At 60.9% G+C, this 14,935-nt stretch carries 13 protein-coding genes; 7 read left to right on the plus strand and 6 right to left on the minus strand.

Annotation, left to right across the window (positions count from 1 at the left end; translation table 11 throughout):
- Positions 1–21 precede the first annotated feature (21 nt).
- A complete protein-coding gene (locus XMD517_RS09645; protein ID WP_173486097.1) occupies positions 22–561 on the minus strand; it encodes a hypothetical protein in 540 nt (179 codons plus the stop codon).
- A gap of 149 nt (positions 562–710) precedes the next feature.
- Here XMD517_RS09645 and XMD517_RS09650 point away from each other — a divergent pair, with 149 nt between their 5' ends.
- From XMD517_RS09650 to dxs, 4 genes are read left to right on the plus strand one after another with little or no spacing between them, the layout of a single operon-like run.
- The gene (locus XMD517_RS09650) at positions 711–1,646 is read left to right on the plus strand and encodes a histone deacetylase family protein (protein WP_173486098.1); all 936 of its coding nucleotides are present in this window, start codon (positions 711–713) and stop codon (positions 1,644–1,646) included.
- On the plus strand, positions 1,643–1,897 hold the full coding sequence (locus XMD517_RS09655) for an exodeoxyribonuclease VII small subunit (protein ID WP_055187282.1): 255 nt from the start codon (positions 1,643–1,645) through the stop codon (positions 1,895–1,897). The genes XMD517_RS09650 and XMD517_RS09655 overlap by 4 nt, the downstream gene beginning before the upstream one ends.
- Entirely contained in the window at positions 1,898–2,764 is an 867-nt protein-coding gene (locus tag XMD517_RS09660) for a polyprenyl synthetase family protein (protein WP_173486099.1), read from the plus strand.
- A 44-nt stretch (positions 2,765–2,808) separates the two neighbouring features.
- The gene (gene dxs, locus XMD517_RS09665) at positions 2,809–4,737 is read left to right on the plus strand and encodes a 1-deoxy-D-xylulose-5-phosphate synthase (protein WP_173486100.1); all 1,929 of its coding nucleotides are present in this window, start codon (positions 2,809–2,811) and stop codon (positions 4,735–4,737) included.
- Positions 4,738–4,795: 58 nt separating this feature from the next.
- Here the strand turns inward: dxs and XMD517_RS09670 are convergent, their stop codons facing one another.
- The 5 genes from XMD517_RS09670 to XMD517_RS09690 all read right to left on the minus strand — a co-directional run bounded on the left by XMD517_RS09670 (position 4,796) and on the right by XMD517_RS09690 (position 10,460).
- Positions 4,796–5,647: an SDR family oxidoreductase gene (locus XMD517_RS09670; RefSeq protein ID WP_173486101.1), complete on the minus strand. Its 852-nt coding sequence runs from the start codon at positions 5,645–5,647 to the stop codon at positions 4,796–4,798.
- Between the two features lie 247 nt (positions 5,648–5,894).
- On the minus strand, positions 5,895–6,698 hold the full coding sequence (locus XMD517_RS09675; RefSeq protein WP_173486102.1) for a carnitinyl-CoA dehydratase: 804 nt from the start codon (positions 6,696–6,698) through the stop codon (positions 5,895–5,897).
- On the minus strand, positions 6,685–8,709 hold the full coding sequence (locus tag XMD517_RS09680; RefSeq protein ID WP_173486103.1) for an acetate--CoA ligase family protein: 2,025 nt from the start codon (positions 8,707–8,709) through the stop codon (positions 6,685–6,687). Before XMD517_RS09680 ends, XMD517_RS09675 begins: the two co-directional genes overlap by 14 nt.
- A 257-nt stretch (positions 8,710–8,966) precedes the next feature.
- Entirely contained in the window at positions 8,967–9,272 is a 306-nt protein-coding gene (locus XMD517_RS09685) for a SelT/SelW/SelH family protein (protein WP_173486105.1), read from the minus strand.
- A gap of 27 nt (positions 9,273–9,299) precedes the next feature.
- Complete coding sequence (locus tag XMD517_RS09690; protein ID WP_173486106.1) at positions 9,300–10,460, minus strand: acyl-CoA dehydrogenase family protein; 1,161 nt, start codon at positions 10,458–10,460, stop codon at positions 9,300–9,302.
- A 115-nt stretch (positions 10,461–10,575) separates the two neighbouring features.
- Here XMD517_RS09690 and XMD517_RS09695 point away from each other — a divergent pair, with 115 nt between their 5' ends.
- The 3 genes from XMD517_RS09695 to XMD517_RS09705 all read left to right on the plus strand — a co-directional run bounded on the left by XMD517_RS09695 (position 10,576) and on the right by XMD517_RS09705 (position 14,881).
- Entirely contained in the window at positions 10,576–11,490 is a 915-nt protein-coding gene (locus XMD517_RS09695) for a GlxA family transcriptional regulator (protein ID WP_173486107.1), read from the plus strand.
- Between the two features lie 79 nt (positions 11,491–11,569).
- On the plus strand, positions 11,570–13,393 hold the full coding sequence (ade, locus tag XMD517_RS09700; RefSeq protein ID WP_173486108.1) for an adenine deaminase: 1,824 nt from the start codon (positions 11,570–11,572) through the stop codon (positions 13,391–13,393).
- Positions 13,394–13,402: 9 nt separating this feature from the next.
- A complete protein-coding gene (locus XMD517_RS09705; protein ID WP_173486352.1) occupies positions 13,403–14,881 on the plus strand; it encodes an AMP nucleosidase in 1,479 nt (492 codons plus the stop codon).
- Positions 14,882–14,935 lie beyond the last annotated feature (54 nt).

Consider the following 14,935-nt stretch of genomic DNA (forward strand, 5'->3'; position numbering starts at 1 on the left):
TAGAGCAAGAAAAAAGCGGGATCAGTTGTAATACGCCGCGCATTCGGCGGGCATCTCAGCGGGCCAGTCTGCAATCGGCAGCGCTTTGGTCGTCACGCGAATGGCCGTGGGGTTTTCGTCCTGACCAAGATGGACCGCTCCCTTTCCGGTCAGCAGGTTCAGATCACAAAACCCGATATCGTCGAGGTTCAATGTGTCACGCCAGAAAAAGGAATAGCCAGCCACCCGCATCTGCCCATTTCGAAACGCAAGCGTCAGTGTCTGTTCCCACCGATTGCGACCGATTGAGCTGTTTTGGGAGATGACCTCCAGCGACCCCGCCGGGGTGATATCCAGCCATGGTTCCTGCCCGAACCCACCGATCCAGACCAGATTTGGCCGGACAACCGGCGCACCATTGCTAAGGGTCAGGTGAAGTGTCCCTTCACCCATTTCAGGCTCGGTGATTTCGGCACTGTCAGCCACGCCATCTCCGGTGAAATCCCCCTTGATATGGAGCGGAAACGGATCTTCGGCAAAGGCGGGGGCGGCAACCAGAAGCAATGGGAAAAGAACACGCATGGAAATCTCCTTAAAAATGCGGGAACCCTACCTAAAGCATTTCGGCGTCAACCTGAGGTAGGAAAGCGTCGGAAGAGATATCAATGTCATGGGCATTTCGAAACAAACATGTGTTTCCAGTTTAGCCCAAAACGCTTTAGCGTCTTATTATGACAACAGTTTTCTACACCCACCCCCGATGCCATGATCATGTCACGCCCCCCGGCCATCCGGAGCAGGTGGCGCGACTTGCGGCGATTGAAAGCGCCCTGTCGGCCCCGCAATATGACATGCTTGACCGGCGCGACGCCCCGATGGCGACACCAGACATGGTCGAGCTGTGTCACCCGCGCGCGCATTATGAGCGGATCGCGGCGGCGGAACCGCAGGAGGGGTGGGCGCAGCTTGACGGCGACACCTTTCTGGCGCCCGGTTCACTGGAGGCTGCAATGCGCGCGATTGGTGGCAATCTGGCAGCGGTTGATGCGGTGATCGGGGGCGAGGCTCAAAACGCCTTTGTTGCCTGCCGCCCGCCCGGCCACCACGCAGAAACCGAAACACCGATGGGGTTCTGCCTGTTCTCGACCATCGGCATCGCAGCACGCTATGCGGCGGACACACACGGGCTTTCACGTATCGCCGTTCTGGATTTCGACGTGCATCACGGCAATGGCACGCAGGATGTCTTGTGGAGCGAAGACCGGGTGCTGTTCGTATCCAGCCACCAGATGCCACTTTACCCCGGATCCGGGGGCCGCAACGAACAGGGTGCCCACGGCCAGATCCTGAACAAGCCGCTTGAAAGCGGGTCCGGCGGCGTGAAAATGCGCGCCACCTGGGATCGGGTGATCGACACGGCCCTTCGCCGTTATCAGCCCGAGCTGATCCTTGTCTCAGCCGGGTTTGACGCCCACCGGGCCGATCCGCTGGCCGGGCTGAACTGGTCCACTGACGACTTTGCCTGGCTTGCGCGCCGGATCTGCGATCTGGCGGATGAAACCTGCGCGGGCCGGGTGGTGTCTTCGCTGGAAGGGGGCTATGATCTCGACGCGCTGGGTGAAAGTGTCAGCGCCTATATTGACGTGATGATGGAGCGCGGCAGATGAGCGACACCTCGGGAATGAAACCTGTGGCAGAGATGAGTTTCGAAGAAGCGATGCGCGAGCTGGAAGGCGTGGTCAGCCAGCTTGAACGCGGGGATGTGGCGCTGGACGCCTCCATTGCGCTTTATGAACGCGGGGCAGAGCTGAAGGCGCGGTGCGAAACCAAGCTCAAGGAAGCCGAAGAAAAAGTGGCCGCGATCACGCTGGATGCCAATGGTGCCCCGGCCGGGCTGACCCCGGTTGAAGGGGCGTAAATGTTTCTCTCCCGTCTAGAGGCCACGTCGCGGGCCGCGCGGAGCTGTCTGCATGGCGAGATCAGCAACAAGGGCGCACTGGCCGAGCCGATGAAATACGCTACCGGCGGCGGCAAAGGGTTGCGTGGCTTTCTGGTGATGGAAAGCGCCCATCTGCATGGGGTGCCGGATGACCGTTCGGTCTGGGCGGCCGCCGCGATCGAGGCGGTGCATGCCTATTCGCTGGTCCATGATGACATGCCCTGCATGGATGACGATGATCTGCGCCGGGGCCTTCCCACGGTGCACAGGAAATGGGACGAAGCGACGGCGGTTCTGGTGGGTGACGCGCTTCAGACCCTCGCGTTTGAGCTTTTGACCCATGGGGCCGTCGCAGGCGACAATGGCGATGCGCGCATTGCGCTGATCCGCTCGCTCTCGGTTGCCGCCGGACAATTGGGGATGGTGCATGGTCAGGCGCTGGATATTGCGGCGGAAACCGCTCCGGCGCCGCTCACGCTGGATGAAATCACCCATCTGCAGGCCGGAAAAACAGGGGCACTCATTTGCTGGTCCGCCGAGGCAGGGGCCATTTTGGCAGGGGCCGACACCAAGCCAATGAGTGATTACGCCACCGCCTTGGGTTTGGCCTTTCAGATCTGGGACGATGTGCTGGATGTCGAAGGCTGTGCCACCGCCGTCGGCAAGGCCGTGGGCAAGGACGCGGATGCGGGCAAGGCCACGTTTGTGTCCCTTCTCGGGCTTGAGGCGGCAAAGACCCGCGCAACCTCGCTTATCAACGATGCTTGTGACGCGCTGTCACCCTATGGTGACAAGGCGGATACCTTGCGAGAAGCCGCCCGTTTCGTTATCCAACGCGACAGGTAGGCAATACGCCGCTCGAATTTACACGCAAGGCCCAAGGCAGCACCATGACCCAGCGCCCGCAGACCCCCATCCTCGACCGTATCGCGCGGCCCGCCGACATGAAATCCCTGTCGGATCGCGAGCTGTGCCAACTGGCCGACGAGGTGCGGGCGGAAACCATTTCCGCGGTCTCGGAAACCGGCGGGCATCTGGGGGCCGGTCTGGGGGTGGTTGAACTCTCCGTCGCGCTGCATGCGGTCTTTGATACGCCCCGTGACCGGCTGATCTGGGATGTGGGGCATCAATGTTACCCGCACAAGATCCTGACCGGACGGCGCGACCGGATCCGCACCTTGCGCAGCGAAGGCGGTTTGTCTGGCTTTACCAAACGGTCGGAAAGCCCGTTTGACCCGTTTGGCGCCGGGCACAGCTCCACCTCGATCTCTGCCGCACTCGGTTTTGCGGTGGCCCGTGATCTGGGGGGGGCTCCTGAACACGGGATCGGTGACGCAATTGCGGTGATCGGTGACGGGTCGATGTCGGCCGGCATGGCGTTTGAGGCGATGAACAATGCGGGCCATCTGGACCGGCGCATGTTCGTGATCCTCAACGACAATGAAATGTCGATTGCCCCGCCGGTGGGCGCGCTGTCCTCCTACCTCTCACGCCTTTACGCGGGTGAACCGTTTCAGGAGCTGCGCGCCGCAGCCAAAGGTGCCGTGAGCCTGCTGCCCGAACCGTTCCAGGAAGGGGCACGTCGCGCCAAGGAAATGGTCAAGACCATGACCGTGGGCGGCACCCTGTTTGAAGAGCTGGGCTTTTCCTATGTCGGACCAATTGACGGCCATGACATGGACAGCCTGCTGTCGATCCTGCGCACCGTGCATGACCGCGCCACCGGGCCGATGCTGATCCATGTGATCACCAAGAAGGGCAAGGGCTATGGCCCGGCTGAGGCCGCCCGCGACCGGGGACATGCCACCGCCAAGTTCGACGTGCCCACCGGCAAACAGCACAAGGCGCCTTCAAATGCGCCCAGCTACACCTCGGTTTTTGGCAAGGCGCTGGTGGATCTCGCAGGAGAGGACGACAAGGTCTGCGCCGTGACCGCCGCAATGCCGGATGGGACCGGGCTCAACCTGATGGCCGAGCGCTACCCCTCGCGCACATTTGACGTGGGCATTGCCGAACAGCACGGGGTCACCTTTGCAGCCGCGCTGGCGGCGGGCGGGTTGAAACCGTTCTGCGCAATGTATTCCACCTTCCTGCAACGCGGTTATGATCAGGTCGTGCATGATGTGGCGGTGCAACGCCTGCCTGTGCGCTTTGCCATTGACCGCGCCGGTCTGGTGGGCGCCGATGGCGCCACCCATGCCGGCAGCTTCGACATCGCCTTCATGGCCAACCTGCCCGACATGGTGGTGATGGCCGCCGCCGACGAGGCCGAGCTGATGCACATGGTCGCCACCGCCCATGCCATCAACGACCGCCCCTCCGCATTCCGCTATCCGCGCGGTGAAGGTGTGGGGGTGGAACTGCCCGAGAAAGGTGAGGTGCTGGAAATCGGGAAAGGCCGGTTGATCCAACAAGGCGCCCGCGTGGCGCTCCTGTCCTTTGGAACCCGGCTGGAAGAGGTGCGCAAAGCCGCCGAATCCCTGTCCGCCAAAGGCATCACCCCCACCATCGCGGATGCACGTTTTGCCAAACCGCTGGACCATGACCTGATCTTGCAACTGGCAACCGATCACGAGGCGCTGATCACCATCGAAGAAGGGGCCGTGGGCGGTTTTGGCAGCCATGTGGCCCAGCTTCTCGCAGACGAAGGCGTCTTTGACACCGGCCTCAAATTCCGGTCCATGGTGCTGCCCGACACGTTCATCGACCACGCATCCCCGGCCCGCATGTATGAAGAAGCCGGCCTGTCTGCGCAGGATATCGAAGCCAAAGTGCTTGACGTGCTGGGCATCGCGCGGATCGACGCAAAACGCGCCTAGCAGCGCCCCCGCCTAACCTCCGTCGAAACCCTGTCGAACTTCTGACAAGCCGGGGTCTTTACAGCGCCCCGTCTGCCCCTTCCGCGTTCAAAAGCGCGGCCAGACCCGTCTGATAGTCCGGGTAAAGCAGCTCAACCCCCAGCTCCTCTTTGATGCGATCATTGCGCACCCGTTTTGATTCCGCATAAAAACTGCGCGCCATCGGGGTCATGTCAGCAGTCTCAAAATCCTCCGGGGCTGGCACGGGCAGGCCCAGCAACTCTGCCGCATAGGCCAGAACATCCTCAGGTGGGGCCGCGATATCATCGCAGACATTATAGATTGCCCCCGGATTGGGACGGGCAATGGAGGCCGCCAGAACCTGCGCGATATCCTCAACATGGATGCGCGAAAACACCTGGTTTTTCTTGACGATCCGCCGGGCGGTGCCATTGCGCACCTTGGCAAACGGTCCGCGACCGGGGCCATAGATCCCCGCCAACCGGAAGATGTGCAACGGCAGACCATGCTCCCGCGCCGCCTCTTGCCAGGCGCTTTCCGCCTCAACCCGCATCTGCCCACGTCTGGTGGCTGGGGTCAGCGGCGTCGCCTCGTCCACCCATCCGCCCTGATGGTCGCCATACACCCCCGTGGTCGACAGGTAACCCACCCATTTCAGCCGTGACGCGTTGGCAATAATTTCAGCCCCAGCGCCGCGCAGCGCCGGGTCCCCCTCCGCATCCGGGCCTGCGGAAATCAACAAATGTGTCGCATTGGCAAGCGCATCCGAAATGTCTTCTCCGGGCCAGCGGATCGTTCCCCCCTGCCCGTCACGCGACGTGCCCGTCACGCGCCATCCCTGCGGCTCCAGCACACGCGCCAAGGCCCGCGCCGAATAGCCATATCCGAAAATGAACAATGAATTTTCCATGCCCCGTATCGAAAGCGTCTCCGGTTATTGTTGGATCACAGCAATAACTGGAAACGCCCACCCTCCCTACATATTGCGCGGCGTTTCCGCATCACGCTGCTTCAACGCAACATGGTTACGCTTTAACGAGGCGAGCGCGTAAGGGAAAGGGGGCGCGCGCCAGATACGATGACCTGACGCTTTGCACCCGGCACTTCAAACATGCCCGGGAAACTGGCATATCAGTCTCTAACATGCGGGTTAGAGACTATTTTCCCTTCCAGACTGGATCCCGTTTTTCCGCAAAAGCCCGCGCGCCCTCCAGCTGATCCTCACTGCCGTAAAGCACATCCACCGTGCGAAGCTGGCGCTGAGTGATCCGGTTCATGGCATCCTGAAACTTGCTGTCCTCCGCATCCCGCACAACTTCTTTGATTGCGGCATAAACCAGCGGCGGGCCAGAGGCGAGCAGCCGGGCCAGCTCCCAGGCGCGATCCAGCAATTGATCCGCTGGCAGAACTTCATTGATCAACCCCCAACGATGCCCTTCTTCCGCGTCGAACCATCGACCAGTCAACAGAAGCTCCATCGCGATATGGTAAGGAATGCGTTTGGGAAGTTTCACTGACGCCGCATCCGCCACCGTGCCAGACCTGATTTCCGGCAGGGCAAAGGTCGCGCTCTCCGCGGCCAGGATCATATCACCCGATATGGCCAGTTCCAGCCCACCCCCGCAACAGATCCCATTCACCGCAACGATCACCGGCTTGTTCATGTCGCGCAGCTCCTGCAACCCGCCAAAGCCACCAACGCCGTAATCGCCATCAACCGCATCACCTTCGGCGGCAGCCTTCAGATCCCAACCGGGGCAAAAGAACTTCTCCCCCTCCGCCCGCAAAATCGCCACCCGCAGATCCGGGTCATCACGAAATCCTGCAAACACGTCCCCCATGATACGCGAGGTCGCAAGGTCGATCGCATTGGCTTTGGGGCGATCCAATGTCACCTCAAGCACGGCCCCCTCTTGCCGTGTCCTGATCGGCCCTTCGGTTAAATCTTCAAACTGTGCCATCTACACGCACCTCCTTGATAAGCGCATCCGCCGCGACCGCCCTGTCAGGCGTACAGAGGAGCGGGTTGATTTCCACTTCTTCGATCCGGTCGGAATGTGCGACCACATACTCCTGAACCGCCATCACCGCATCGAGTATTGCGGTCAGGCTGGCACCGGGTTTGCCACGATATCCAGCAATCACCTTGGCTATTTTCAGCCGGTTTAGAGCCTGTTTTACACTCTCGCGGGCCGCCGGGATCAATACGCTGCAACTGTCCTGCATCACCTCGGTCAGGACACCGCCAGCCGCAAGCGTCAGCACAAAACCATGCGCGGGATCTCGGGTCACGCCAACCAGGATCTCCACAACCGTCCCTTCGATCATCTCTTCCGCGAGGAATGTATCACAAGGCATGTTTTTGGCTGCATTAGAGACTTCTTTTGCAGAATTCAGCCCCAGTGCCACCGCACCGGCTTCGGTTTTATGGGCGATGCCTTCCCCCTTGAGGACCAGAGGAAACCCAACAGCCTCCACAAGCGCGTCCGTGTCACGGCCACGTGCAGATTTGGGAACAGCCACACCATGGGCAGACAGGCGGGCCTTGGCTTCGGCCTCACTCAGAACCTCCCCCGCCCGCTCTGCCCCCGGCAACAACAGAGGGGCCGCGACCGACGGCAGCGGTCGTGAAGCCGCCTCAACCGCAAGCATCGCCTCTTCCAGGCCATGCATCGGAACCACCCCTTCTTTCAGCAACCAATGCGAGGCCGCTTCAGGCAGCAACTCCGGCAGGGTTGAGACAACGGCCACTCTGCCACCAGACCGCTTATGCGTCTCTACTGCGGCACTTAGGGCGACATCCCAATCAGATGGATCACAACGATCTGCCCGTGGAATATCCAGTATCACCATTGTCAACGCGATCTGCGGATCCACTAGCGCCGACCATGCCTGGATCATTTTTTCCAGATCCCGCCAGATGTAAGTGTGATAATCCAGCGGGTTGGCAAGTGCCACCATCGGCCCCAGCGCCTCCGCCAGGTCCTGACGCTGGCGGGGATTGAGCGGCGGGAAGACCACATCCCGTCCAAACGCCGCGTCTGCAGCCAGGCTCGCCTCCCCCCCGGAACAGCTGATCGACGCAATGGTATTGGTCTCTAATCCACCGCAAACATGCAAAAGCTTCAGTGTCTCAAGAAACGCGGGCAGGCTGTTCAGACGGGCGATTCCCAGCCGGTCGAGCAATGTCTGCGCCCCCACATCCCCGCCCGCCAGAGACGCGGTATGAGAGATGGTGGCCGCCTGCGCCTGATCAGAGCGCCCGACCTTCAAGGCAACAATCCGCACACCCCTGGCCCGCGCCTTGGTTGCCAACTTTTCCCAATGGGTCAGATCCCCGAACCCCTCAACATGCACCCCGATGGCCGTGACACGCGGATCATCCAGCAGGGCGGTCGCTATCTGCGCCTGACTGGTCTGCGCCATGTTCCCGCACGTGACCATATAGGCAATCGGCAGGGCACGGGATTGCATCGTCAGGTTGATCGAAATGTTTGAACTCTGGGTCAGGATCGCCACACCCCGCTCAACGCGAGCCGCCCCATGCTGGTCTGGCCACAACAGCGCCCCATCCAACGCATTGATAAACCCATAGCAGTTGGGGCCTAGAATCGGCATGTCACCGGCGGCACATAACAGTTTTTTCTGAAGGTCTGCCCCCTCGGCATCCTCTGCCAAGGCTTCGGAAAACCCACTGGCGAAACATACCGCCCCACCGGCCTTCATTGCGGACAAGGCTGCGACAGCTTCAATCGTGGCGAAGCGGTTGATGCCAATGAAGGCTGCATCAGGTGGATGGGGAAGATCCTCGATCCGCGCATAGACCCCATCCCCGCCTTTGGGATGAACCCGCCAGATTTCACCGGAAAATCCCATTTTGTGGCACTGGTCCAAAATGGCCGAACACCAAGCTCCACCGCCGATCACCACAATGGATTTTGGTTGCAACAAACGAGAGAGGTTGCGTGTCATTGCCCCCGTCTCCCCTCAGCATTTTTGCCTTCGGCGAGGATATTTATCGGCAAGAGGAAAAGGGGGAACTTATCCAGAACCCCCTGTGAAGAGATCAATGTCTCTTCCCCTTGCACGGCCATCGGCGTCCCCGCCTGTGCCGCATCTTCAGAATGGCAGAGCATGGTTAACAATTCGTGTCTTCCTCTTGCTGAAAATATCCTCACCGAAGGCAAGAAAATTCTGCGCCGCAGCTGCCACCGGATGATGGTCACATGTCAGGCGCCGTCACTGTTTCGGTCGATATGTCCAAGGTCACGCTCAGGATCGATGTGGTCGCGCACCCGTTGCTTCAGCTCTTTCGCTTCGGGAAAGCCCCCATCACGTTTACGCTCCCAGATCACAGCGCCATCCACCGTCACTTCGAACACACCGCCCATTTCGCCGGGAATCAGCATTACGCCGCCCAAGTCGGTTGAGAAGGTCTGTAAAAGCTCCTGCCCCAGCCACCCGGCACGCAGCAGCCAGTTACAACCGGTGCAATAGGTGATGGTCACGGCGGGTTTTCTGGCGGGATTGGACATATCGGGTCTCCTTGTTTGGGGCGCCCGTCAAGCTCCGAGCGGGCGCAGCAGATCTCGGGAAATGATATGCCGCTGTATCTCACTTGTCCCGTCCCAGATGCGCTCAACCCGTGCATCGCGCCAGAACCGTTCGATCGGGAAGTCATCCATCAAGCCCATACCACCGAAGATCTGCAGCGTGGTGTCGGTGACCCGCGCCAGCATCTCGGACGCATACAGCTTGGCCGAGGCGATCTCGCGGTTCGACGGCAGGCCCTGATCGAGGCGCCAGGCTGCAGACAGGGTCAACCAATCCGCGGCGTCGATCTCGGTGATCATATCGGCAATCTGAAACCCTACGCCCTGAAACTTGCCAATCGGCTGGCCAAATTGCTTGCGTTCCGCCGAGTAGGCCAGCGCATGATCAAAGCAGCGCCGCGCGCGCCCCACACAGAAGGCCGCAACCGTCAGGCGGGTGGCGTAGAGCCATTCGTTCATCACCGCGAAACCGCCATCCACCTCCCCCAGCACCTGCGCATCCGGAAGGCGGCAATCATCGAAGGTCAGGATGTAGTTTTTGTAGCCCTTGTGGCTGACCGAATTGTAGCCATCGCGCACCTCAAAACCCGGCGTGCCGCGGTCCACAAGGAAGGTGGTGATCCGCTTTTTCGGGCCTTTTGGTGTTTCATCCACACCGGTTGCGATGAAGACAATGAAGAAATCGGCGTGTTCCGCCCCCGAGATGAAGTGTTTCGACCCGTTCACCACCCAGTCACCGCCATCACGCACGGCCTGGCATTTCATGCCGCGTACATCCGACCCCGCATCCGGTTCGGTCATTGCCAGCGCATCCATGCGTTCGCCGCGCACCGCCGGCAGCAGGTAACGTTCGCGTTGCTCCTCATTACAGGCCATCAGGATGTTCTGCGGGCGGCCAAAGAAATGGGTCAGCGCCATGGAGCCCCGGCCCAATTCGCGTTCCACCAGCGTGAAATCGAGGTGGGACAAGCCCGCCCCGCCAACCTCTTCCGGGAAATTGCAGGCGTAAAACCCCAGATCAATGCATTTCCGTTTGATCTCCTCGCCCAGCTCATGGGGCACCTGCCCGGTGCGCTCAACCTCCGCCTCATGCGGATAAATCTCGTTTTCCACAAAGCTGCGAACGGTGGAGACGATCATCTCCTGTTCTTCCGACAATCCGAAATGCATGGGTGTTCCTTTGTTGAGGGCGGCGCGAGGCCGCCGCTGATCCTGCGTCTTTTCGGATTGACGTTAGGAAGATTTCACCCGTTAATCATGCAGCATTGGATCGGAGTGTGCCGAAATGGTGGAATTTGTGGACCTGCTCTTGTTTGACCGCTTTTCGGCGCTTTGCCTTGCCAACACGGTTGAACCACTGCGTGCGGCAAACACTCTTGCCGGAAAAAGGCTCTATTCCTGGCGATTTCTGTCCATGGATGGGCGGGCGGTGCGCTCCTCTTCTGAGATGGAGGTCAGCGTGCAAGGGGCGCTGGCGGATATGCGCGGCACCCTGTTGGTGGCGCTGCCCTCTTACGATTTTCGCCATCATGCCACGCCCAAGGTCTCGCGGGCATTGGCTGCGGCGGCACGGCGCTATCCGGTGATGGCCGGGTTCGACACCGGGGCGTGGCTGTTGGCACAGGCGGGCCTGCTGAACGGCCACAAGGCGACCATTCACTGGGAAGAACTGCCCGCGTTCGAGGAAAGCTTTCCCGACGTGGAGGCCATCCGCGCCCGTCATGTCAGCGACCGGGGACGGTTGACCTGCACAGGCGCATTGGCCGCATTTGACCTCATGCTGGATCGCATCGGCGACAGCCACGGACAGGCCCTTCGCCTTGAGGTCGCGATGCTGTTCATGGCACCGGGGGCCGCGCCGTCGGTCGCGCCCCCTCTTGCCAAATCACGTGTGGTTGGCCGGGCACTGTCCGCCATGCGCGCGGCGATCGAAACGCCTGTTTCGCTGCCGATGATTGCCAGAACCGCCGGCTGCTCGTTGCGGGAGTTGGAGCAGAGGATGCGCATGGAGCTGGGGGAAAGCCCCTCATCCATTTATCGCAGGATCCGGCTGATTTCGGCTCGAAAGGCCGTGTTAGAGACGAATTTGCCAATTGCAGAAGTGGCCATTCGTGCCGGGTATGAGGATGCATCCGCAATGACACGCGCCTTCAAGGCGGAATTCGGCACCACGCCGCGTCAGATCAGATCCAATCGCTAAACCCCTCCCGCCCCGTTTGTCACAAAAGCTTCACCAAATTTGGGGTTGCGCTAACATCGCTTTTGTCGACAATTGGTTCATGGAGAAAAGAACAACGAAAAATTCCAGCCATCCTGAATTGAAACCCTGGGCCGACTGCGCCCCCGACCTGATCGCGGTGGCCGCAGGCCGGGCGCCAGCAGATCTGGTGATCACCGGTGGGCAGGTGGTGAATGTGCACACGCGCGAAGTGCTCAACTGGGAGATTGCGATCAAGGCAGGGCGGTTTGCCTATGTTGGCCCCGATGCGGGCCATTGTATTGGCGACAGCACCGAGGTGATCGAGGCCGATGGCCAATACCTGATACCGGGCCTGTGTGACGGGCATATGCATATCGAAAGCGGAATGCTGACCCCGGCTGAATTTGCCCGCGCCGTCATTCCCCACGGCACCACCACGATGTGTGTCGACCCGCATGAGATTGCCAATGTGCTGGGGCTGGAAGGTGTGCGTTTGATGCATGATGAGGCGCTGTTGCAGCCGGTCAATATCTACACGCAAATGCCCAGCTGTGCGCCCTCAGCCCCCGGACTTGAGACCACCGGGTTTGAAATCACCCCCGAGGATGTGCATGAGGCGATGAACTGGCCCGGCATCATCGGGCTGGGGGAGATGATGAACTTTCCCGGCGTGATCAATAGCGACCCCAAGATGCTGGCGGAAATGGCCGCGACACAGGCTGCGGGCAAGACCATTGGCGGCCATTACGCCAGCCCCGATCTGGGCCCCAATTTCCACGCCTATGCGGCGGGTGGTCCGGCGGATGATCACGAAGGCACGTGTGAGCTGGACGCTATTGCGCGGGCGCGTCAGGGGATGCGGGTGATGATGCGGCTGGGCTCCGCGTGGTTTGACGTGGAAAAGCAGATTACCGCCGTGACCGAACAGGGCCTTGATCCACGCAATTTCATCCTCTGCACCGATGATTGCCATTCCGGCACATTGGTTGAGGAAGGCCATATGAACCGCGCGCTGCGCTATGCAATCAGCTATGGCTGTGATCCGCTGGTGGCGCTGCAGATGGCGACGATCAACACCGCAACGCATTTCGGGCTGGAGCGTGAATTAGGCTCTATTACACCCGGACGGCGCGCGGATGTGATTTTCACCGATGACCTGACCCAGCTGCCGATCAACCGGGTGATCGCCCGCGGACAGGTGGTGGCGGAGGCAGGGGAGATCAAGGTGGACTGTCCGCATCTCGACTGGCCGAATCATGCGAAAGCGACAATGCATCTGGGCCGCGACATCACCGAAGCGGATTTTGTAGTGGACGCCCCTGAGGGCAAGAACTCGGTCACCGCCAAGGTGATCGGGATTGTGGAAAACCAGGCACCGACCAAGGCGCTGACCCGCGATCTTGCGGTGATCAACGGCCGTGTTGAACCGGACGAGCTGCAGGATGTGGCGCAGGTCGCGCTGGTGGAACGGCACAAGGGCACGGGGGCGGTGCAAAACGGGTTTGTGAACGGGTTCGGATACCGGGGACAGATGGCGATGGCCTCAACCGTGGCCCATGACAGCCACCACATGATTGTCGTCGGCACCTCACGCCACGATATGGCGCTTGCGGCCAATCGGTTGGCCCAGGTGGGCGGCGGCATGTGTGTTTACAAGGACGGGCAGGAACTGGCACTGGTTGAACTTCCGGTGGCGGGACTGATGTCGGATGCCCCCGCGCCCGAGGTCGCGGTCAAGGCGCAGGGCATCGTGAAGGCGATGGAGGCCTGCGGCTGCACGCTCAATAACGCGTCAATCCAGCATTCCTTCCTGGCGCTGGTGGTGATCCCCGAGCTGCGGATATCCGACCTGGGGCTGGTGGATGTGAACCGGTTTGAACTGACCGGATTGTTTGAGGACTAAAAGATGCCGATGAGCGACCTGACCATCCCGGTCATCACCCCCGAAACCGGTGAGCACGAAGTCTTCACCGATGCCAGCAAGGCGGTGGAGCGGCTGACCGAGCTTTACGATGCCTCCTGCGCCTTTCTGTGTCAGGCGTTTGAGGATAACGCCACAGGGACCAAACCAGCCAGCCGGTTTCGCGCCTTCTATCCCGAGATCCGGCTGACCACGACCAGCCATGCCCAGCGCGACACACGGCTGAGTTTCGGCCATGTCTCAGCGCCCGGCACCTATGCTTCCTCGATCACCCGGCCAGACCTGTTTGCCCATTATCTGGAGCAGCAGATCCGGCTGGTCATGACCAATCACGGCCAGCCCGTGGAAATCGGCTATTCCAACACCCCGATCCCGGTCCATTTCGCTGTGGCCCGCAACCCCGACATCTCGGTCCCGCAGGAAGGCGCGATGGAATACCCGCTGCGCGACGTGTTTGACGTGCCGGACCTGAACACCACCAATGATGACATCGTGAACGGGGTCGCAAATCGGGACGAGGGGCAACCCGGCCCGCTGGCCCCTTTCACCGCACAGCGGGTGGATTATTCCCTGGCCCGGCTCAGCCATTACACCGCCACGCTGCCGGAAGATTTCCAGAACCATGTGCTGTTCACAAACTACCAGTTCTACGTGGAAGAGTTCGAAGCCTATGCGCGCAAGATGCTGGCCGATCCTGACAGCGGCTATAGCGGGTTTGTGGGACCCGGCTATCACCGGATCACCGGGCCGGAAGAGGACCTGCCGGTGCCGGCGAAACTGCCGCAGATGCCCAGTTATCACCTGACCCGGCCGGACGGATCCGGGATCACGCTGGTCAATATCGGCGTGGGCCCCTCCAATGCCAAAACCGCCACCGATCATATTGCGGTGCTGCGCCCCCATGCCTGGTTGATGGTTGGTCATTGCGCAGGGCTGCGCAACTCGCAGCGGTTGGGGGATTTCGTGCTGGCCCATGCCTATTTGCGCGAAGACAAGGTGCTGGATGCGGACCTGCCGATCTGGGTGCCGATCCCGCCGCTGGCGGAAATCCAGATCGCGCTGGAACAGGCCGTGGCGGGGATCACCGAGTTGGAAGGGTATGAGCTGAAACGCATCATGCGCACCGGCACCGTGGCCTCGCTGGACAATCGCAACTGGGAACTGCGCGACCAGCGCGGCCCGGTGCAACGCCTGAGCCAGTCTCGCGCCATCGCCCTTGATATGGAAAGCGCCACGATCGCCGCCAACGGGTTCCGGTTCCGGGTGCCTTACGGCACGCTTTTATGTGTGTCGGACAAACCGCTGCATGGTGAGTTGAAACTGCCCGGCATGGCCTCGGATTTCTACAAGGATCAGGTTGGACGGCACCTTTTGATCGGCATCCGGGCGATGGAGATCCTGCGCGATATGCCGCTGGAACGGATCCACAGCCGGAAGCTGCGCAGTTTTGAGGAGACCGCCTTCCTGTAAACCCTCCGGCCCTCCGACCCGCCCCGACGCCGGAGCGGGTTTGGCAAATTGGCC

The organism is Aliiroseovarius sp. xm-d-517 (genome assembly GCF_013283135.1).
Classification (GTDB): Bacteria; Pseudomonadota; Alphaproteobacteria; order Rhodobacterales; family Rhodobacteraceae; genus Aliiroseovarius; species Aliiroseovarius crassostreae.